The organism is Clostridium sp. 10cd* (genome assembly GCF_044336395.1).
GTDB lineage: Bacteria > Bacillota_I > Bacilli_A > Erysipelotrichales > Erysipelotrichaceae > Clostridium_AQ > Clostridium_AQ innocuum.
Map to the genome: position 1 here is coordinate 386,486 of NZ_CP172347.1, position 21,019 is coordinate 407,504.

The following is a 21,019-nucleotide window of genomic DNA, read 5'->3' on the forward strand; positions in this document are numbered from 1 at the left end:
GATGTATGTTCATGTCAGGACCTCCTCTTGGTTTTATATATTGTAACATGATTTATCCATGCGTTGGGAACATGTTGAAAGCTTATCTTCGTTTTTTACATATTAGGGGTGTTACAGTTTGATTTAGGGATATAGTTTGAGGCAAAGCGTCTTAGTCCTTTCGCTTATATAAGGTCTGGCGGACTGTGAAATCATATACAAGCTGCTTATCATGGTTACGATAGAGGTAGCAAAATATTCTAGTAAAGGAAGCGTGCAATGCTCTTTTTCCATTCACAAAAGAAAAAAGGAAGCACACGGCTTCCTCTAAGGGACTTTGCATTCAGATAGTTCAGCGAACCAGTGAAATTACGAGGATTATGACACCCAGCACAACCGCACTGATCAGTACATTGCGGAATGTAAAGAAGTCATACGTATAGTTTCCTGTATCCTGTTCCATTTCTTTCTTTTCCCTCAAATTATGTTCTTCAACGCCATTTGGCGGTGAAAGCTTCTCCTCATTCATGGTATCTCACCCCTTACATGCAAAATCTCTTTCCTTTTGTTCCTGCAATCACATTATAGCATAAGTGACTGCTTTTGTATTAAAACTCATAAAATCGTAAGAAACGTTAAGAATTTTTGTCCAAAAGAAGAAATCTCCACCGTGATGCCCGGATGAGCAGCACCAGCAGAGAATCTTACAGTTTGGATACGGAAAAGTTTACCACGATTTATGCAGGAAATCAACAGGATCAGAACAGATAGGTACTGAAAATAAATGCCAGCATGATTCCCGCCATAATTAGAATTTTTCGCATACTGATAATCTGTCTGCAGATTGCGCAGTTTTTCAGAATCATCGGTTTTGTCGGTTGCTGTCTCATCAGATCTCTGCTCATCATACTCTTTATCTCCTTTAACCTGTATTCTGCTCTCTGTCGTTCATACTCTTCAACATCATTGCGTTTCTATGGGTATATTCTAACACAGGCGGCAGATTCATCGGCTTATGTTACTAAACTGTAATGGAACTGTAAGAAAATCTGTTCCTATAATATAAACGAAGAAAGTAGAGAAAAAGTTTCAAAGAATTTGATAAAATTATAATTATATGGGTTTTCAATTTTTTGTAGGTGTTTATCTATTTATATTGTACGGTATTTAACTATAATTAGCAATACTTTCAGAAAAAAAAGCAAACTTTATGTTCAGCTTGCTAAATAAGTTTCAATTTTTTCATACAGTTATAAATTCCATCCTCTTTGCTGGTCGTGGTAATCATGTCACTGATCAGCTTCAGCTCTTCACAGGCATTTCCCATCGCCACACCTAGATTGCAATGCCGTATCATTTCCGCATCATTCAAGCTGTCTCCAATCGCTATGGAGGCTTCCAGTGGAATATCAAAGTGAGACAGCAGACAATCAATACCGGTCGCTTTTGTAATAGTATGATGGTATATCTCACCATTTGTACATCCCTCATGAAAACCATGGTGAATGTGCTTCAGCTGTGCGGGAAGCTGTCTGTCAAATTCCTGCAAAAGGGAATCCTCGTTGATAAAGGTTGCGATTTTCATGATTTGCAGGGTGTCTGTTTCCTTTACCTCTTGAAGTGGATGCATGCGGACCGCTGCCATATACTGTCTTGCCAGCTCACTGTTGTCTTCCATGCATCTTTGAAACAGTGAATGAAAGAAGTCATATCCAATAGGGTCAAGAAAAGAAGTTCGGCTGCCTTCCAGATTAAATCCGATCGCATGGGCTTGCAGTAAATGCATCATGTGAAGTACCAGCTCCTGTGAAAACGGCTTATAAAAAAGGACTTTGCCATGACTCTCTACCATAGCACCGCAGGAATAAATACAGCCGTCAAACGGGATAGCCTGTATTTCATCATCCACCTCCGGCTTGGGGCGTCCTGTCGCAAGGCAGACCCTGTGTCCGTTTGCCTGTGCCTGTGCAATCGCTATTCTGCTGGATTCCTGTATACCGATTTCATGATTCAGCAGCGTACCGTCGATATCGAGAAAAATACATGCTTTCATGCGGCCTCCTCTTCCTGATAGGAAATACTTGCGCACATCATATGCTCAAATTGTTCAAAGGAAGTGCATTCCTTCATCCGTTCCATAACATCCTCCTTACTGAACAGGTCCACCAGAGCCTCGTAGAGATCATGGAAAATCTGTTTGTCAATTTTGTTCAATGCGACAAGCAGAACCACATGGACGATATGGTTATCCCATTGGATCCCTTTTTTAGAAATTGCAACGCCGATGCACGTTTTCAGTGCCTCCATTTCCATTGAGTGTGGAATAGCGATATTGCCGAAGGCAGTGGAGGCGGCTGTTTCGCGAATCATGACACTGGTTAGAAATCCTTCATTGACATATTCCAGTTCTTCCATGCTTTTGCACAGCAATGGCAGCACGTCATCTCTGTTCGGGGTGTCTTCATTTGCCAGAAACAAAGAGGAGGAGAAAAAGTCGTGAAATTTCTTTTTCAGAATATAGTTCTTCTTATTTGTACGGTAGCGGTCTATGGTATTCTGGATATCCATCCGGCTGTTTGGATTTGGAAAGGGCGGTATCAGACATACCTCCTTATGCAGCGGACATTTTAAGGGTATGGTGGTCAGCAGCATATCGTAATGCTGATGCTTCAACTCATGCTCATAGGAAATCGTCTTGCGTATATTGATCTGATTCCCAAAATCTATCAGCAGCTTATTGTAAATCGAGGCTGTCATATTCATATAGTCCGGACACAGCAGGATACACTGTATTTTTCCGTCATTGGTTTTCTGGCGTTCGATATCCGCACCGATATGAAGGGCAAGGAAGGTAACCTCATCCTCATTGATATCCACATGAAAGCGCTGCATCAGCTCCATAGCGATAAAAATGGCGATATCATAAACTGTCGGACAGCTGGACTTAATAGCATCCACCATGGGATTCTTTGTGTAGGTATCATTGCGGACACGAAGCAGAAGATTTTTTAAATGCAATGCAAAGGGCGTAAGAAAGGTTTCATGATTCAAATCGATGTAATAGCTGTCATTCACCTTTTGAATGATATCTCTGGTTAATGCGAGAATATCCTCGCCAACCAGCTTTTTCAGACTATCCTCAGAGCTTGGCAGTGAATAATTTGCATTTGTCTTAAACAGCATATAGACCTCAAACTGTTCATTGCGGTTAAAGCTGATGGACAATGCCTCCTCCAGACAAGAGCACAGCTCCTCGACTAGTGCACGTTCATTTTCGCTTTCGATGAGAAAGTCGCAGTCTCTTGTTTCAACAAAATTTCCTTCCTTTACACGGTCGATGATAATGGCGAAGTGCAGTAACAGATTAACGAAGGAAAAATCATTGATATAATAGTTATATTTCTGGAAGGTGGAGCGGATGATCATGGAGACCTGTTCCACCGGGAATTCAGGAAAGCTGCTGGTGATGATATTGGCATCCATGAATTGCTGATCTGTTTCCTCATACATAACATAGCTGACAAGTCTGCGCTTGTCTTTTTCACTGCCATGCAGGCGAACCTCTTCATTTTCACATGTGAATTCAATATGAAAATTCGCAAATGCCCTGTTCATCTTCGCGATATCCGCTTTAATGGTGGAATAGCTGACATATAGGGCATCGCAGAGATCATACAGATCCATGTGGGAGGAATGCTCCAGCATGATTTGCTTCACAATGTAAAAACCGCGCTCCAGACTGGTCTGCGGAATACTTTCCTCTTTTACAGATAAAAGCTCCTTTGCCTGTGCTGCTTGAACGGTATATCCCTGCTTGCTGGAAAGGATCACCTTCTGATTGCCGAGCAGATTGATTTCATTGACATAATTTTTTACAGACCGCGTGGAAATTGATAAAGCGGCGGCCAGCTGCCGACTGGTAACCGCTGTAGCGTGATGTAGCAGAAATTGCAGCAGCTCAACGTGTTTTTTCTTCATGATACCAACTCCCCTTGCAAAGACACTTGTTATATCTATTATAATTTACCCGCAAACACTGTACAACCAGAAGATTTCACCACATGGTGCAAATGTTCATTCTCAGACAATGAATCAGCTGTAAATAATTAAGTTTCGATGAAAAGGTCTGTTTTTTTAATAATGCAGCAGTGTTTTTTTTGCCTGTCTATATTATAAAGAAACAAAACAAGCAGTTTACATCCTTCAGGGAAAAGCTTGCACCATGCGGTGCAAAACGTAAGTTGAGAAGCACGTGAATTTTAAAGATAATATGGGTGTACAAGGTACAGCGCTCATAAAAGCGGAAAGGAGTCATTATGGACAAGATGTTCATCATGCTGTGCTGCGGAGCCGGGATGTCCAGTGGTTTTCTGGCAAATCAGGCACGCAAGGCAGCAAAAAAACGCAAGCTGGACACAACGATCGAAGCACGGTCCCATACAGATGTCAGCGGCTATCTGTCAAGCATCAGTATACTTATGCTGGGACCGCATTACGGAGGAGAGCTGCCGAAATGGAAATCACTCTGTGACCCGTATCATGTTCCGGTTGTTGTCATTCCACAGGATATTTATGCACAGCTCAACGGAGATGCACTGATTCAGCTGGCACTGGATACACTGGGGAAATAAAAAAGCTAAGATGGCACTCTTAGCTTGAAGAAAATCACGCGTTTGTTTAATGATTTCCTCATGATTATTATATAGGGTTCATGGGGAAAAGGAAAGACTGAGGAGAAAGAAAAATGAAAAAGTTTATGAACTGGCTTTCTACAGTGTTTGCTCCAAAGATGAATGAAATCTGCAGCAAGCCCTGGATTGCCGCCGTATCATCATCCATGCAGAAAATCATACCGTTTATTTTAACGGGTTCTGTCATCTACTTCTACAACGTATTCCGTTCCTACCTGCCTGCACTTCCGGATCTTGGCATGATTGCCGATTACAGCTTCGGACTGATTTCTTTGATTCTGGCATTCGTAGTCGGACAGCAGTGTATGGAAAAGCTGAATCATCCGTTCTACCTGACCAACTGCGGTATCGTTTCCATGGCAGTCTTCATGATGTTCATCATTCCGGGAACAGATGAAGCAGGAAATATGGTCATTCAGGGAGGACGTCTGGGTGCTACCGGTATTGCTGTCGGTATCGTAGCCGGACTGTTTACATCCATTATCTTCAATCTGTATTCCAAGCTGCATGTACTGGAGGATTCCACATCCATTCCGGATTTCGTTGTCGGCTGGATCAATTACATACTGCCTACCCTGATTACGCTTGGTCTGGGTATGGTTCTGACAAAATATTGTAATTTCGACATATTTGAAATCGTTTTATGGATTTTCTCACCACTGGCAGGCTTTGCACAGACCATGCCCGGTTTCATACTCTGCTGCTTTATTCCTGCTGTTTTGTACAGTATGGGTATTTCCTCCTGGCTGTTTGGCGCGGTTACAACACCGATCTTCCTTGCCGGTATTCAGGAAAATATCAATATGGTGGCACAGGGACTTCCTGCTACGAATATCGCGACGAGTGAGACGGTGTTTACGGCGGCTCTTGTTACCATGGGCGGTATGGGGGCAACGCTTGCGCTGAATGTGCTCATGTGCTTCTCAAAATCAAAGCAGCTGAAAACACTGGGAAGAATCTTCATCGGACCAAGTATTTTCAACATCAATGAACCAATCATGTTCGGTGCGCCTGTTGTCTTCAATCCGCTGCTGATGCTGCCAATGTGGCTGAATTCCATCGTTGGACCTGCTATCGTCTATATTGTTATGAGCCTTGGATGGCTGAACATTCCGGCAACACTGAATCAGGTTGGACAGGTGCCTGTACCGGTTTCCACCGTTATGATTACACAGGATATGCGTGGTATTTTATGGGCAGTTGTATTGTTTGTTGTCTATTTTGCAATCTGGTACCCGTTCTTCAAGGTATTTGAAAAACAAAAGCTGGCAGAAGAAGCACAGGAAAACGCTCCTTCTCAGAACTAAAGGGGGATTTACCTATGGATATTATGGAAAATGAGCTTGTCAATGTTGCTATGCAGATTATTCTGCATGCAGGTGATGCCCGGCTGCGGGTTGAGGATGCATTGGCACAGGTAAAGCAGTTTCACTTCGATGAGGCGAAACAGAAAATTGCAGAGGCGGAGGAATGTATTCATCAGGCACATGTCGCACAGACCGAGGTGATTCAGAATGAAACAAGAGGAAAAACCTATGAACCCTGTCTGCTGTTTGCACATGCACAGGATACGCTGATGACAATTATGTCAGAGCTTAATCTGGCAAAGGAATTGATTGCATTTTTTGAAATCATGAATAAGAAAATAGAAGAAAAATAGGAGGCTGAACCATGTCAAAGGGATTTCCAAACAATTTTTTATGGGGTGCTGCTACCAGTGCCTATCAGGTAGAGGGTGCTGCCTATGAGGATGGCAAGAAAGCCAGCCAGCAGGATATCATCAATAAAGAGAATTATACAAAGCGCGGCTTTGCTACTGCGGATATTGCCAGTGACCAATATCATCATTACAAGGAAGATGTAGCCCTGATGAAGGAAATGGGCTTTACGACCTATCGTTTCTCCATTGCCTGGTCACGCGTATTTCCTGATGGAGTTGGAGAAGTAAACGAAGCGGGTATTCAGTATTACCGCAATCTGATTGATGAACTGCTGGCCAATGGTATTGAGCCGATTGTTACGCTGTATCATTATGATTTGCCATGGGCGCTTGTGGAAAAATATAACGGATGGCTGAGCAGAGAGGTAGTAAAGGATTTTGCATACTTTGCCCGCTATGTCATCAATGAATTTAAGGACAAGGTGAAATACTGGACGACTATCAATGAGCAAAGCATCATCGTTCAATACTGGACACAGAAATGCTACATACCGGAGGAGCTGAGAGACAACAATCAGCTGCGCTATCAGATCAATCATCATATGAATCTTGCACATGCCATTGCCTGTAAGCTGGTCCATGAGCTTGTATCGGGTGGTCTTGCCGGTGCGGCAATCGGGTATTCCCCGGTCTATCCGCTTACTTCCAAGCCGGAGGATGTCATGGCTGCACAAAATGCACACGATTTGCGTAATGCCTTCTATCTGGATATTTATTTTAAGGGCTTTTATACGAAGTCAGCTATGATTTATCTGGAAGAGCACGGTCTTGCACCGGTCATCGAAGAAGGTGACATGGAGCTGATTAAGGAAGGCTATTCCGATTTTCTGGCACTGAACTATTATGCAAGTGAGTGTGCAAAGGCATGTCCGATGGAAGAAGGTAAGGAAATTCGTTACAGCGGTGTCAACTGGTCAGGCAAAAAGGGCGACATGTCCGGCTTTGAAACACATCCGGGCTTCTATGAGATGTGCAAGAATCCGAATCTTGATACAACCGATTGGGACTGGGCAATTGATCCGACAGGTCTGGAATACATCTTCCGCGATATTTACACTCGCTATAACAAGCCGCTGATGGTTACAGAGAACGGTATGGGAGCATTTGATACCCTGACAGAGGACGGACGTGTTCATGATGATTACCGTATTAAATACCTGCGCGACCATATCGAAGCAATGCACAGAGCAATTGATTATGGAGTAGAAGTGCTGGCATATTGTCCATGGTCTGCGGTTGATCTGCTGTCAACCAGCAACGGCGTGAAAAAACGCTATGGCTTTATCTATGTAGACCGTACCGATGATGATCCAAAGGAGTGCGCGAGAATTCGTAAGGATTCCTTCTACTGGTACAAGCAGGTGATAAAATCTAACGGAGCTGATTTATAAGGTGCAGGTATTTCCTGCCCCCGGCTTATTGAACATTGACGTCATCGCATTGCAGAGGGAAGCCTATCCAAAACTACAGGGGCTTTGCGCTGTTGCGATACGCAGATACTTGCCACTTTGGAGGCAACCGGGATGAAAAAGAACAGAAGAGAAACCGGGCATCAGAGTTCTTTCTTCTATCGATGCAGTCTCTGTGCTGCCGGCGGTATGCTGATGGGAGTTGCTGCGGTTTTGTTCCTTGCAGGCGGTAATGGTGCAGATTCCATGAATACGCTGCTGCAGGGGATGAGTCAGGCATTGCAGCTATCAGTGGATGCCTGTAACAATTTGTTATCCTTCACATTTGTGCTGGCAGCGTTTTTTATCGATAGAAAACAGATTCATGCGGGAACGATTATATTTCCCGTTGTTACGACGATTACCATACGGATTCTTACACCGTTGGTACATGCGGATACACTGCTTCATCGTGTATTGTTCTGCATGGCAGGCATTGGCATTATCGCAATGTCCATTGCATTAAGCATTTATGCTGACTGTGGAAAGAATCCCTATGACTGTGTAACCTTTGGTTTGATGAAAAGAACAGGCCTTTCCTATCCTGTGATTCGCTGGATACTGGATGGCGGTATGCTTGTATCCGGTATGATACTGCATGGTACTTACGGTGTGGTGACCATTATCAATCTGCTGGTGCTTGGCAGGCTGATTACGGCGGCGCTTTCATTGCTGAAACGACTGAAATGGTTACGTAGAACGATGAATATAGAGGAGGAGATATTATTATGAAACAGGTACCTGAAACATTTCCTGATAACTTTCTGTGGGGCGGTGCTTTTGCAGCCTGCCAGTGTGAAGGGGAATATGATAAAGACGGACGCGGCTTGTCCACAAGTGACATTCATGAGTATACAAAGGGCTTAAACCGTGCCAAAATAGAAAAAGAGGGCGGTGGAACGCTTGCTGAAATCAAACGCAAGGCCGCAGATACAGAAGGCTATTATCCGAAACGCTACGGAATCAATTTCTATCATACTTATAAGGATGACCTTGCATTGCTGAAGGAAATGGGATTTAAGTGCTTTCGTACCAGCATTTCCTGGTCACGCATTTTTCCAAACGGGGATGAGGCTGAGCCAAATGAGGCAGGATTGAAATTTTATGATGATCTGATTGATGAAATCATAAAGGATGGTATGGAGCCGATAATCACGATGTCTCATTATGATATACCACTGCATCTGGTTACCGAATATGGCGGCTTTGGTAACCGAAAGGTGATTGATTTCTTCGTGAATTACGGAAAAGTGCTTGTAGAGCGCTTTCAGGGAAGAGTGAAATACTGGATTGTTTGCAATCAGGTAAATCTGGTTCCGACGGTGCAGTTTGGTTCTCTGGGTATCTATGATGATCAGGCGGAAAACATGGAGGAGCTGATGTATCAGGCGGTACATAATCAGTTTGTGGCATGTGCAAAAATCAAGGAAGTCGGACATCAGATTGATCCGCATGCTGTCTTTGGTACGATGCTGGCAGACTGTACCTTCTATCCGGCAACCTGCCGTCCAAAGGATGTTGTATTGACCATGAAGAAAAACAGGATGCAGTATTTCTTCTCCGATGTACAGCTGCGCGGAGAATATCCGGTATATGCACTACGCTATTTTAAGGAAAGAAATATCAACATTCAGATGGAGGATGGGGATGAAGAGGTTATTCGCAACAATACGATGGAATTCCTCGCGATTTCTTATTACTACAGCAGAGTTGTAGATTCCGATAAAAATGATATGACGCCGATGCAGGCGGAACAAAATCCAAATCTGGAGCCGACACCATGGGAGTGGAGAATGGATCCGCTGGGATTCTATAACTGTCTGTCTCAATACTGGGATCGCTATCAGATTCCGCTGATGATCGGAGAAAACGGCTTCGGTGCATTGGACACCGTGGAAGCGGATGGAAGCATTCATGATCCTTACCGTATTGACTTCCTGAAAAAGCATATTGAGCAGATGAAGGAATGTATTAAGGATGGAGTGTATATCTTCGCATACTGTGCATGGGGACCGATTGATATCGTATCTTCCTCCTCTGCGGAAATGAGTAAGCGATACGGCTTTGTGTATGTAGATCGTGATGATTTCGGAAAGGGCAGCCAGAAGCGATTGAAAAAGGATTCCTTCTACTGGTATGCTCACCTGATAGAAACCAACGGATCAGAACTATAGGGTACACAGCGTGTGCCAACCTAATAAAATCAAACAGAGACGAATGATAGGGTACACAATGTGCGACCATGTGATTTAGGTACGAAGATGGACTCAGCTCTAAAGCATCTTCATTCGTGATTTCCCTGCATTTGATGAAACTATACATAAAAATCTTCGGGACTATGGTCCTGAAGATTTTTTGCGTTGTATCTATCGTATATTTTTTATTTGATTATTGTTTGAACAAACCAGAAAGCATTAGATTACCCCTTACGAATGGTATTTTTAAGATGTTTCTTCAAACTTATTTATAAATAAATCAACGCATAATCGCCGGGAACGCCCAGTTCACGGGCATTGCGGCTGGTCGAGGGGTCGGTTTTACTACCGGATTACTACTTTTGAGGGAAGGCCTTGGGATGCGAGAGACCCCCATAAGACCACATTCATGGCATTGAAGCATGCAATCAGACTATCAATATGGCGGAAACAGAAAGAGACCCCCGGTGTGGAGAAGGCACCGGGGGTCTCTTCGCCCCAGAGGAAGGAATCTGGGAGGAGTGGAAGGGATACGGGGAGCTGCGGTTCGGGGTGCGACCCGTCCATCCACGCAAGGCGGTTACGAGTATATCACAGGCCGAGGCGCTTGCGCATGGCCTCACGCATCTCCATCATCTTGTATTCGCGGCGGTTCTCGCCCGCGAACTTGATTGGTGCGCAGCGCTCCAAGATGCGCGTGAAGATGCGCGGCCATGGGGCGTCGTCGGCATCGGACTTCGTAGCGATGTTTGGGTCGAGGTTCGTCGTGACGACCATCGGCCTGCGGTTCTTGTAACGCGAGTCGATGATGTCGTAGACATGCCCCATGACGTAATCGGTGCTGCGGTGCGCCCCCAAGTCGTCGATGACGAGGAGGTCATACTTGAGGAGGCGCGACTTCGCGTTCTCGCGCTCGTTGAACGGCACCGACTCGATGTGGGTCACGATGTCCTGCACGCTGGTCTGCAACGCGGAGAACCCGAGGTCGATGACCCGGTTGGCGATTGCCGAGGCATAGAAAGACTTACCTGTGCCCACCTTTCCCCAGAGGAGCAACCCATTCATGTCATCGCGTGAGAACGTGTCGGCATAGCCCTTGCAGATGGCAGCTATCTGGGGCGTCCTGCCGTCATCGGCATCGAAGGTGCATCCACGAAAGAAGGCGCATCCGGCGAAGCACTCAGTGCGCGCTCTCTCGATTTTGCGCTTCCGCTCTGCGGCAAGCTCGCGCTCACGGCGCTCCGCCTCCGCACGCTTCATGCACTCGCAGGGAATCGGCACGATTGCCGTGTGTCCGCCGAGAAGTTCCGTGGAAAGGCGCATTTCCTTCGGCGTTCCGCATCTTCCGCACACGAGCAGGCCATCTGAATTACGGTAATCATCATCGGCGATGGTTTCGGTAAATTTCTTCATTGTTGGTCAGTCCTTTCTTTTCTGAATTGCTGAGAGCCGTTTTACGGCCATCAGATTGCACATCAGTCCTCGGTGAGGAAGATGGCGTTAAAACGCTGTGTACGCGATTCTGTTCGCGCGGAGGCGTATGTCAGTACGTCCCGTCACAGAGCATTTCCTGAGCGGTGAAGTAATCGCACCCGTGTTTCTCCATGACCTCCTCCGGTGTCATCTCGCGCCGACCGGGATTCGATGCAAGGGGTTTATGCGAGGTCGCTTCGCGCTTGGCGTCCCTCCTTGCCCAGTTGCGGATGGTGGCGAGGTGGTTCTTGTAGCTCTTGCCGGAGCTGTCCATGTACGTGCTCAGGCGGTCGATGCGCTCCTGCCAATCTGCGGGGAACTCGGCCTTGAGCTTCGAGAGGTCGGTGTCCGTCAGTTTGACGTTGCGATACCGACCATAGGTGCCCTTCTTCTCGGGAGCAGCCTTCGCCGGGGCGGTCGCATATCCATCGGTACTTTCTCCATTCGTATTTTCTTCTTTAGTATTTTCTTCTTTAGTATTTAATTGTCGTTGGTTTCCCACATGTGGGCTATCCAGTTGTGGTTTACCCACATGTTGATTTTCCACATGTGGGTTTCCATCCTGTGGGTAATCCGAGAAAGTCCAAAGCCAATCGACGATTTTGCCCTTGTCATCACGTATGCGCTCTCGCGTGAGATAGCCATTTGTCTCCAATTCCTTGATGGCGGAGCGGATGATGCTCTCCCCATCAGATGGAAGGATGGAGGTTAAGCCTGTCGTGCTGAAATTCCAGTTATCATGAAGCGAGAGCATGGTGCTCAGGAGTCCCCGCGCTTTGAGTGACAGGTTGCTCTTGAACACTTGGTTGTCGATGACCGTGAAATTGCTCTTGTGTGCTTTACGAAGAACCGCCATAGATGTTTTCCTTCCTTGCGGGTGCCTTGATGGGAGCCGTCATGCGACGGCGTTTCCCGTCTCTGCCAACGTGTACCAGTTGCGGTAATCGGGGTCGAGACCGCCATATTCGCGCTCGGCGATGAGACCGCCTTCGCGAAGCTCCCTCAAGGCCTCTGTCGCCTGACGGAGGCTCATGAAGGGGAACATCTTCCAAAGGTACTCGGGCGACACATGCACGTAAGCGCGACCGCATGTATTGAAATGACCGGCCTGCGACCCGTCGGGGAACCGCATCAGGTGCGCGATATGATTGAGCACGACTGCGGCGCGGACGCCGTGCTCCGCCGCCACGTCAGCATCGAAACTGACCTCCATGTAAGTGCCTCCAAACGACAATACCCCGTGGCGATTGCGGACACCACGGGGTATTTCTATATATTTCCCGCCACGAGGGCTGAGAAAGCTAAGTTGTCCGGTTCCGCAATAAACCTCAATACCGAGGATACACCATTCGGCGATGGGATGCACATGACGCGGCGGTTCCATATTTCCACCACATTTGTAGTAAGATAGCATCCTACAATACTTGCAATATGCCATATCGCTCTCCACGTATCCTTCACACACCCATTTAATTATTTATAGGGACACGCGCGAGGGGTAGCCGAGTGCCAAATCGGTCGGGAATGTGAAATGTGGGTGCTGAAAGCGCCGAGGTGTCGTATCATCGAGTCAGTCCTTTCTGCTTGATGAGTTGCAGCAGAGACGGGAGACCCGCAGGGGGAGGCATCTGCCATCCGCTGCGGGTTTTTCCCTTTTGCGGCCTACCAGTCCGCCTGCTTCTCATCCTCGGCCATGTCGATGGTTTCCGGCATTTCGGTCACATCCTCGACCGCATCGGGTTTCCCTGTGCGCTTCGGCTTCGAGGAGCGCTTGAACGCGTCAAGCGCCTCCTTCGCCTCCACAGGCGTGCGCGGGTCGGTGACCGCCATGAGCCGGATGTCCTCGGCGTTGTCGGCGAGCCAGCCTTGCAGCCCTTCGAGGTCGATGTCGGTCCAATCCGCGCCGAGGGTCTTGAGCACGATTTCGCCGATTGCCGCGAGGGTCGCGGCTTTCCACTTCCTCGCCTGCTCGCGCTCCTTGGCGGCGGCTACCTTCCGCTGCTCCTTGAGTGCGGCGGCTTGCCGTTTCAGCTCATCGAGCTTCCCGTCGATTTCAGATACCGTTGCCATGTTAGGTCCTTTCCGTCTATTCGCCGACATGAGCCTCTATTATATGCCAGAGTCGGTTTCCCACCCTTCCAACAGCCTGCGGGTCGGGTTGGGAACCCTCCGGCCATTGAAAGCGTGGAAAACCGACAGAGGTGGTTGCCTCGGGAGAGGAGTTCAATCCATGGGTTTGAGGGACATGTACAGTGCCGGGGACATCATCGAGTACGAGGGGGGGGCGGGCGCGACTACCTCGTGTCAATCGAGGGCGAGGAGGGGCTGTGGGTGAACGCCTGCAATCCGTCGTGGATTGAGCGCGGCCTTCGCTCCTTCTGCGATGAGTGCCGCCCGTTCTTCTCCGACCGCTTATACGAGGGTGCCGAAGTCGTGGGTCATTTGGGCGGGGGCACCGTCGAGGATGCCAGTCGATGGTACGAGGAGAACAAGGCGTTATATCGGGGCTGAGTGTGTTACGATGGACGGGCCGTCTCCTTTCTTGACGGTGGTTGCATATGGGGACCGGCGGGGCGCTGACGCGCACCCCCGGTCCCCTTGTCCGATTGGAGTCAAATCATGGAGAATCAGAACGACCAAGTGCTCGTGACGCGCAAGACGTTCCTCACGGGCGGTCAGAAGGCGGGCTACCTCTTCGCGGGCCTGCTCGGCGGTGCGGGATGCGCAATCTTGGCGTCCCTGTGCAACATGGACGCGCCGTACCGCTCCGATTGCACGAAGTTCGCGCTCATCGGCCTCGGCATCCGAATCGCGCTGTCGGTCATCGGCTACATCGCGGTGCTGCCCCTCTTGGCGATGCCCTACTAGGCGTGCGCAGTCGGGTCCCACCGATACGGCACCTCGGGTAAGACCGGCGATGCGGTGGAAAAGAGTATCGCGGCCAAGATTGGACCTGAGAAGGAAGAGCGTGGCGGAGTCGCGAATGGCTTGGCTATGGAATTACACACGGAAGGGGTCGCGCTTCGGCGCGGCTCCTTTTCTCATGGGAAGGCGGAAAGAAAGGCAGGGAGAGAGGAGGGTTGGTTGACGGTCACGGGAAGCGCGGTGCTGTGGATAGGGCTGCTTGTTCACATGGGTGACGAGAGAGGGGAAGGGCAAGGATAGGGGCTTAGCCCCTATGACCCATGTTCCCTGCGGGGGCGACCTTGTGAAGAAGGTATGTAGGAATGTAGTTTACCACATTGATAGCATGATAGGTTGATATAATTAAGGCACGGTAAGACCGAGAGAGGAAGGAACCGGGTATGCTTACTGCGGATATGGCTCGCGATATGAGCGGTGACGGAAAGGTGATGGAAGCGCTTGAGCGCTGCGAGCGCAGGATTCGCCAAGACGCGGAGCTGGGGGAGAGAGAATCGTGTCTCTTCTATTGCGACTGCATGGATGGGGCGAAGGAAAAGGCCCTCGAAATCCTGCGCCAGCGCGGGTTCGAGGTCAGGATGCATGTCAGCTACAGCGGCGGTATTCGGCAAACTCCCGCGTTCTACGCCTTCTGGTAATCACGTGAGGGGCATCCGAGAGGGTGCCCTTTTTCATGGAAGGATTATGTAGTATTATTGTTTACTATATTGGTAGAATGCTATATTGATATAATTAAGCCACAGGCAACCGAGAGAAGGGAGAAGGGAAATGGAGCGCGAGGAAGAGTACAAGCAGAAGTGCCGTCAGGTGAAAGATTACTACATTGAGGAAATCTGCGAGCACGAGAACGCGGGATGTTTCGGGGACGCAGAGAACGCGCGTAAGTGGCGGAGGCTTGAGCTTGAGGAGCTTGACCGTCAGTATCGCGAGGGCGAGCCGTTGACCGGATGCGGCATCGCGTTGCAGTAGTAGGGGATTTCGAGGGGCATCCGATGGGGTGCCCCTTTTCATGGAAAGACTATGTAGGAATATGGTTTGCTACATTAGTAGGATACCATATTGATATAATTAGGGCACAGGCAATCGAGAAGAGAGGAAATGACATGCTGTACACGTTGAAGAAGGGTGAGTACCCGGAGGGGCACCGCTACTGGTCGAACGCGACTGCGGACCTCACCGCCCCCGATGGGCGCGAAATCGGGCCGGAGGAGCTTCCCGTGCAACTCAGGCGCGTGCTGGACGATTTGTGGTCGGACGGCTACGGGGTGGAGTGCTACCTTGTCGAGTGGGATGGGCGGTACTCGGTACTGCGTCCGCTCTCCGCCATGTATGACGGGAGCTACGCAGCGGACCTCGGCATGGGCTACCCGGAGCTTGTCGAGCTGGCTCGCGGACGTGCGGAGGAGTTGGGAGCCGAGCGGCCAGACCTCCATGTGGTGTTCGCGGAGGATGTGGACCAGTGGAAGGCGAACGACCCCTTCACCGAGATATGGGTGGTCATGCCGTGGGACGTGGATGCAGACGCCTTCCATGAGGTGGCGGATTGGTTCAATTCGCGTTGCTACTTCAACGAGTAGCCGGAAATGGAAACGCGAAGGGCACCACGGTTGGTGCCCTTCTTCAAGTACCGAGACGTATATATCGCGCGATGGTGAGGGCAGGGCATATACCCAAGCGAGGGCATCCGGGAGGGTGCCCTTCTTTATGATGGATATGTGGATACCCTTCTTACTACATTTATAGTATTGTAGTTTGATACAATACTATTAACACAAGCCAATGAGGGAGGGATGGGGACATGGGGAAGATGGACAAGACCGAGAAGTACACGGTCGCGGGTCTCTGTTTCGGCGGGAGCGGTGTGTTCCTCTGCGAGGATGCCGTTGTCTGCGCCCGCGTCTACGGGTATTGCGACGGCACGGTGGTCGAGTTCTGCCTGGGAATCGCCTGCATCGTCATCGCGACCGTCTCGCTCTACATCGCCGGTATGCTCCGAGACCGCCGCATCCAAGCGGAGTTCGCCCGCCGTCGCGTCGAGCGCGAGCGCCGCAGGGCCGAACGGGAGAACCGGGGATGGTGACACCGTGGGGCACCCGAGAGGGTGCCCTTTGGCATGTGGCTCATATAGATAGATACTAATCTATCCTGATGGTATTGTGGTTTGATGTGATAGCACCTAGATAAGAGGTCGGGGAGGGGATATGCCGGATATGCGCGAAGGCGATTTGGGGACAGCCGCCTGTTACCTCATGGTCGAACGACTCGCCCTGCAAGCCGGGGTGGAAAGCCCCTTCTGGGACGAGGCCTCGTTGCTCATGAGCGGCTGCGAGGAGCCTTGGTACAAGAAGCCTCTCACGCCATGTAGGCTGCGATTATTCCTCAAGCGGTACGGCGGGAGCCTTCTTGACGATGGAGAGCAGTACGGACAAGCCGCGTTCGTGTTCTCGGATGTGATGCACCTGCACGGCATCCCCTTGGGAGGCGGGGCAGATGGCTTAGGTGCGCTCTACGTGAGGCGGGCGGAGTCGGTCGCGATGACCGTGGCCTTCCTCGCCACCGGATGCACCCTCGCCGATATGGCGGCAATCACGGGGCTTGGGGAGGAGGCGGTTGCCGAGCGCATCACGCGCACATGGGACGGCGATGCGCCGGGGCGGATATACGGACTCGCCCATGCCGCGCACCACGACCGCATCCCCGAGACCTTCGCATCATCAGATGACCTTGACGAGCCTTGGGATGATTGGATATGCCCATGTCGAGGATGACGAGGGAACTTCATCCCCTCGGACTCCCCAGAGGCATCGCCCTCCCCGTCGATTCACGGCTGCGCACATGACTCGACGGCTCACGCGATGGATAATGGGGGCGCATGGCAAAGAACAGGCCCGAGATGGAAAGTCCGACCGATGACGCTCTGTGCGCATCTCATGGTATTGTGGATTTGCATCATTGTTGCTTTATAGTCTGATATAATCATATCCATATAGCATCATCTCGACTTGGAAGGGGTCGCATGGAAGAGGAGGAGCGCACGTTCACGCCCGGTCAGGCGGAGGCCATGGACGCCCTGCTGTCTGGCCGCAACGTGTTCCTATCGGGAAACGCGGGCACGGGCAAGAGCTACGTGCTCAACGCATTCATCGAGGAGCTTGAGGAGCGCGAGGTTCCCTACCTCGCCATGGCCCCGACGGGGATAGCCGCGCAGAACTTGCATAACGGCACGACCATCCACCGCACCTTGCAGGTGGGTTTCGGCGTGCTCGACCCGCACGACGAGAACAAGAAGACGCTCACGCGCAAGGTGCTCAACAAGGCCGAGGTCATCATCATCGACGAGGTATCCATGTGCCGCATCGACCTGTTCGAGCGCGTCATGAACATGGTGCTCGCAGCCAAGCGCGTCTCGGGTAGGAAGCAGGTCGTGCTCGTGGGCGACTTCTTCCAGCTCCCGCCGGTCGTGACCGATGATGACCGCAAGGTGCTGATGCAGCTGTGGCCGGGGAACGATGACGGCTACGCCTTCAAGTCGCAGCTGTGGAAGGGCATGGATTTTGAACCGCACGTCCTCACCGAGGTTGTGCGCCAGAGCGACCCCGAGTTCATCGGCCAGCTCAACCGCGCCCGCATCGGCGATAGGGACTGCATAGGCTACTTCAACGAGCGTTCCATCTCCGACCGCAAGCGAGCACCGGAGGATGACCTGTGGCTGTGCGCGACGAATCGCATGGCATCCACCATCAACGACGAGCGCGTGGGGGAATTGGAGCGCATGGGCGCGAGGGCGCGGACGTATACGGCGTACTCCTACGGAGATGTGAAGCCCTCGGACAAGCCAACTGACGATAAGCTCCGTCTCGTGGAGGGCGCACGCGTGATGCTGCTGGCGAACATGCCAGACCACGGTCTTGCGAATGGCTCGCTGGGGACCATCTCGGAAGTCGGGGCGGATAGCGTGATAGTCGAGTTCGATGACTGCGAGTACCCCGTCGAGGTGACCGAGAAGGAGTGGAAAGTGCTGAAATCCTCCGTGCGCGACTTCATCGGCGATGACGGCAACCCCGCGCAGGAGCTAGTAACCGACACGGTGGGGTCATTCACGCAAATCCCTCTTCGCCTCGCGTTCGCCATCACCATCCACAAGTCGCAGGGTCAGACCTTCGAGCGCTGCGCCGTCCACTCCAAGGTGTTCGGCGCGGGCATGCTCTACGTCGCCCTGTCCCGCTGCACCACCTTTGATGGACTCACCGTGTGGCCGAAGATAGAGCGGCAGCGCCTCTACGCCAACGAGTCGGTCATCGAGTTCTACGACTCCCTCGCCGCCAAGGTCGAGGAGGTACACGAGCCGTCTCAAGGCGCTCTGTTCGATGTGGATGCGCCTACGGCGGCGCTGGCCGCATCCACGGAGAGCACCGAGCCGATGAAACCGGGAGACGAGGATAAGGTCTACATCAAGTGCCCCGTGCATCTGGCGGAGCGCGTGCGCGGCTACATCGACGCATTGATGGAGACGGTTCAGGCATAGGAGGGGAAATGGAATTGCGTCAGGAGAGCCTGTTCGCCGACGAGACCAAGGGAGGTATCGAGGTCATCTACTCGAAATTCATCGACCAGCGGAGGATGGATTACAAGGCCCTGTTCGGTGGCTTCGACCATCTGAGGGTCATCACGTTCTCATATGGGCTAGGCTTCGTGGAGACGGTTGCCGACATGTTCGAGGATGTCGAGATAATCATCGGCTCCATGAACACCGTGCGACCCGACATCGTGGATGTCGCCATGCACCAAAAGTTGGAGATGAAGCGCCTTTCCAAGCGGAAGCAACTCGTGGAACGCGTCAAGGACGGCTCCGTGCGCATCTACTTCAACATGCGCAAGATGTCGCATGAGAAGCTGTACATACTGTCTGCCGACGATGGGCGCTGCCGCATCATCACGGGTTCAGCGAACCTCTCCAAACGAGCCTTCACGGGCGGTCAGTACGAGGAGATAACCTGCTTCGACGGCGATGTCGTGATGTTTGATAACCGCCTCGCACGCTTCGAGTCGTTGAAGGGAATGTCGTCCACGACGCCGTTGGAACCCGCCGCCATGGTCGATTTCGCGAGTGTCGCCGGGGACTCCGAAGGTGAGTTAGAGGTGGTGCCGGTCATGCGGGCGAAGGGGGTCGTCTACCTCTGCGACATGCCGGAGGATGACGATGAGGTCGAGACTTTCTACACCTTCGACCCGAAGGACATGACGGAGGAGGAGCGCGAGCAATATGCCGCGATGCGGGAGCATAAGGTGGACTACAAGCCGGTCGCCGGTGGTCGCGTCATCATCCCTGATGAGGTGCGTCGCGTCATCAGCGCGGCAAGGGAGGCCAAAGCAGAGCGTGAGGTGCGTGCGGTCGCCTATCCGAAGTTCCATTATGACACCGAGAGCGGCACGGCGACGCTGAACGGGGAGGTGTATGAAGTTCAGCCGGAGGGTGCGTGGGTAGATGATGCGCACCGCATCTCCGACATCATGCGCGGATACGATTCTTTCATAGGCGATGTCGAGGTCACAAAGCAGCAGTTCTTCAAGGTGCTCGCCTTCATGTTCACCGCGCCGTTCATGACGAGGGTGCGAAAGGTCGCGATGCGCCATGGTTATTCCTTCACGCTGTTCCCTCTATACTGCATTCTTTACGGTGACTCCAATGCGGGCAAGACCACCTTTATGGAGCTGTGCCTGCAAGCGATGTACGGTTCTCCGCAGACGGGCAAGGTGTCACACGAGGAGTGGACACCGACTGGAATCAAGGCAATCAATAGCCTCTGCCCGGAGATGGGATTGCTGATTGACGATATGCCGTGGAAGCGATTCCAGACGAATGCCGACGCAATCATAAAGCGCGACGGGGCTTGGTTGAACCGCGAAGATGTCCTCAGCCCCATCTACACGTTGACGGTGAACAAGATGGGCGGATTGAAACCCGAGCTGGCGAAGCGCTCTGTTCCCATACGGACGGAGGTTCGCATCGACCGCGAGGTCGGCACGGTCGGCAAGAAGACTCTGAGCGATTCGATTGGGAGGCTCACAACCGCCTTCTTCCTCGAATACCTTGCCCGCATGGAACCGCTGGTCGAGGAGATGGAGGACATGATACGTGTCGGGTCGCGAGACTATCTTCCAGACCTCCTGAACCTGTCGAGTGTCACGTTGCGGGAGATGTTTAAGGAGGCTGGCGAGTCCGATACGTGGAACACGCCCTTGACGTTCCGCGATTTCATCGGTGAGACCGCGACCGCCCGTGTGGCGAGGGAGAAGCTGCTTGAGGCATGGCGCGTAGACCCCTCGCAGTTCAAGGTGCGTCCAAACAATCAAGGGGTGGAATACAAACCGGATGGCTCCGATGCCGATAGGACGCTCAAGTTCGAGGTGAAGGCCATCTATGACGAACTTCCGGCATATCTCAATGCGGCGATGGTGAACAGCGTCATCGTGTTCAAGGATACCGCCTCTCTTGAGTCGTTCCTTGGCGTGAGACTCGACAAGAGCCTCGGCGCGATGGTGCGCAGGGCTGTCCGCACGATGCGCGGAGGCAAGGCGGATTAGACGACA

Annotated in this window: 22 protein-coding genes; 14 read left to right on the top strand and 8 right to left on the bottom strand. The window is 51.1% G+C overall.

Features of this window, described 5'->3' with window-relative positions; translation table 11 throughout:
- Nucleotides 1-331: 331 nt before the first annotated feature.
- From ACG3M1_RS01950 to ACG3M1_RS01965, 4 genes are all read right to left on the bottom strand, one after another.
- Nucleotides 332-508, bottom strand: a complete 177-nt coding sequence (locus tag ACG3M1_RS01950) for a hypothetical protein (protein ID WP_002607077.1) — start codon at nucleotides 506-508, stop codon at nucleotides 332-334.
- 229 nt (nucleotides 509-737) lie between these two features.
- The gene (locus ACG3M1_RS01955) at nucleotides 738-887 is read right to left on the bottom strand and encodes a hypothetical protein (protein WP_008818325.1); all 150 of its coding nucleotides are present in this window, start codon (nucleotides 885-887) and stop codon (nucleotides 738-740) included.
- A 314-nt stretch (nucleotides 888-1,201) separates the two neighbouring features.
- A complete protein-coding gene (locus ACG3M1_RS01960) occupies nucleotides 1,202-2,032 on the bottom strand; it encodes a Cof-type HAD-IIB family hydrolase (RefSeq protein WP_009588129.1) in 831 nt (276 codons plus the stop codon).
- Entirely contained in the window at nucleotides 2,029-3,957 is a 1,929-nt protein-coding gene (locus tag ACG3M1_RS01965) for a BglG family transcription antiterminator (RefSeq protein WP_009588136.1), read from the bottom strand. The genes ACG3M1_RS01960 and ACG3M1_RS01965 overlap by 4 nt, the downstream gene beginning before the upstream one ends.
- Before the next feature lie 338 nt (nucleotides 3,958-4,295).
- Between ACG3M1_RS01965 and ACG3M1_RS01970 the strand changes: the two genes are divergently transcribed.
- The 6 genes from ACG3M1_RS01970 to ACG3M1_RS01995 all read left to right on the top strand — a co-directional run bounded on the left by ACG3M1_RS01970 (nucleotide 4,296) and on the right by ACG3M1_RS01995 (nucleotide 10,012).
- Nucleotides 4,296-4,610, top strand: a complete 315-nt coding sequence (locus tag ACG3M1_RS01970; protein ID WP_002607081.1) for a PTS sugar transporter subunit IIB — start codon at nucleotides 4,296-4,298, stop codon at nucleotides 4,608-4,610.
- Nucleotides 4,611-4,723: 113 nt separating this feature from the next.
- Nucleotides 4,724-5,977, top strand: a complete 1,254-nt coding sequence (locus ACG3M1_RS01975) for a PTS sugar transporter subunit IIC (protein WP_008818329.1) — start codon at nucleotides 4,724-4,726, stop codon at nucleotides 5,975-5,977.
- Nucleotides 5,978-5,991: 14 nt separating this feature from the next.
- A complete protein-coding gene (locus tag ACG3M1_RS01980) occupies nucleotides 5,992-6,330 on the top strand; it encodes a PTS lactose/cellobiose transporter subunit IIA (protein ID WP_008818330.1) in 339 nt (112 codons plus the stop codon).
- Between the two features lie 11 nt (nucleotides 6,331-6,341).
- Nucleotides 6,342-7,781: a glycoside hydrolase family 1 protein gene (locus ACG3M1_RS01985; protein ID WP_009270254.1), complete on the top strand. Its 1,440-nt coding sequence runs from the start codon at nucleotides 6,342-6,344 to the stop codon at nucleotides 7,779-7,781.
- Between the two features lie 132 nt (nucleotides 7,782-7,913).
- Nucleotides 7,914-8,570, top strand: coding sequence for a YczE/YyaS/YitT family protein (locus ACG3M1_RS01990; protein WP_009270255.1), 657 nt, complete (start codon nucleotides 7,914-7,916; stop codon nucleotides 8,568-8,570).
- Nucleotides 8,567-10,012, top strand: a complete 1,446-nt coding sequence (locus ACG3M1_RS01995) for a glycoside hydrolase family 1 protein (protein WP_008818333.1) — start codon at nucleotides 8,567-8,569, stop codon at nucleotides 10,010-10,012. Before ACG3M1_RS01990 ends, ACG3M1_RS01995 begins: the two co-directional genes overlap by 4 nt.
- Nucleotides 10,013-10,624: 612 nt before the next feature.
- Here the strand turns inward: ACG3M1_RS01995 and ACG3M1_RS02000 are convergent.
- The 4 genes from ACG3M1_RS02000 to ACG3M1_RS02015 all read right to left on the bottom strand — a co-directional run bounded on the left by ACG3M1_RS02000 (nucleotide 10,625) and on the right by ACG3M1_RS02015 (nucleotide 13,576).
- On the bottom strand, nucleotides 10,625-11,446 hold the full coding sequence (locus ACG3M1_RS02000; protein ID WP_257322128.1) for an ATP-binding protein: 822 nt from the start codon (nucleotides 11,444-11,446) through the stop codon (nucleotides 10,625-10,627).
- A gap of 130 nt (nucleotides 11,447-11,576) precedes the next feature.
- Nucleotides 11,577-12,362, bottom strand: a complete 786-nt coding sequence (locus tag ACG3M1_RS02005) for a helix-turn-helix domain-containing protein (RefSeq protein ID WP_395814733.1) — start codon at nucleotides 12,360-12,362, stop codon at nucleotides 11,577-11,579.
- A gap of 39 nt (nucleotides 12,363-12,401) precedes the next feature.
- Entirely contained in the window at nucleotides 12,402-12,719 is a 318-nt protein-coding gene (locus ACG3M1_RS02010) for a hypothetical protein (protein WP_227402193.1), read from the bottom strand.
- Nucleotides 12,720-13,168: 449 nt separating this feature from the next.
- Nucleotides 13,169-13,576 (bottom strand): hypothetical protein, encoded by a 408-nt coding sequence (locus ACG3M1_RS02015; protein ID WP_395814735.1) that lies wholly within the window; start codon nucleotides 13,574-13,576, stop codon nucleotides 13,169-13,171.
- Nucleotides 13,577-14,125: 549 nt separating this feature from the next.
- On the opposite strand from ACG3M1_RS02015, the gene ACG3M1_RS02020 reads away from it, so the two are divergent.
- The 8 genes from ACG3M1_RS02020 (at nucleotide 14,126) to ACG3M1_RS02055 (ending at nucleotide 21,013) form a co-directional block, all read left to right on the top strand.
- Nucleotides 14,126-14,374: a hypothetical protein gene (locus ACG3M1_RS02020; RefSeq protein ID WP_227402190.1), complete on the top strand. Its 249-nt coding sequence runs from the start codon at nucleotides 14,126-14,128 to the stop codon at nucleotides 14,372-14,374.
- A gap of 437 nt (nucleotides 14,375-14,811) precedes the next feature.
- Entirely contained in the window at nucleotides 14,812-15,066 is a 255-nt protein-coding gene (locus tag ACG3M1_RS02025; RefSeq protein WP_395814738.1) for a hypothetical protein, read from the top strand.
- A 130-nt stretch (nucleotides 15,067-15,196) separates the two neighbouring features.
- A complete protein-coding gene (locus ACG3M1_RS02030) occupies nucleotides 15,197-15,397 on the top strand; it encodes a hypothetical protein (RefSeq protein WP_270854861.1) in 201 nt (66 codons plus the stop codon).
- A 134-nt stretch (nucleotides 15,398-15,531) separates the two neighbouring features.
- Entirely contained in the window at nucleotides 15,532-16,005 is a 474-nt protein-coding gene (locus tag ACG3M1_RS02035) for a hypothetical protein (RefSeq protein ID WP_395814741.1), read from the top strand.
- Nucleotides 16,006-16,226: 221 nt separating this feature from the next.
- The gene (locus ACG3M1_RS02040) at nucleotides 16,227-16,508 is read left to right on the top strand and encodes a hypothetical protein (protein ID WP_395814744.1); all 282 of its coding nucleotides are present in this window, start codon (nucleotides 16,227-16,229) and stop codon (nucleotides 16,506-16,508) included.
- A 121-nt stretch (nucleotides 16,509-16,629) separates the two neighbouring features.
- Nucleotides 16,630-17,196 carry a hypothetical protein gene (locus tag ACG3M1_RS02045; RefSeq protein ID WP_270854865.1) on the top strand — a complete coding sequence of 189 codons (567 nt, stop codon included), beginning with the start codon at nucleotides 16,630-16,632 and terminating at the stop codon, nucleotides 17,194-17,196.
- Nucleotides 17,197-17,444: 248 nt separating this feature from the next.
- Nucleotides 17,445-18,953 (top strand): ATP-dependent DNA helicase, encoded by a 1,509-nt coding sequence (locus ACG3M1_RS02050; RefSeq protein ID WP_052015748.1) that lies wholly within the window; start codon nucleotides 17,445-17,447, stop codon nucleotides 18,951-18,953.
- A gap of 8 nt (nucleotides 18,954-18,961) precedes the next feature.
- The gene (locus ACG3M1_RS02055; protein ID WP_395814748.1) at nucleotides 18,962-21,013 is read left to right on the top strand and encodes a phospholipase D family protein; all 2,052 of its coding nucleotides are present in this window, start codon (nucleotides 18,962-18,964) and stop codon (nucleotides 21,011-21,013) included.
- The last annotated feature ends 6 nt before the right edge of the window (nucleotides 21,014-21,019 follow it).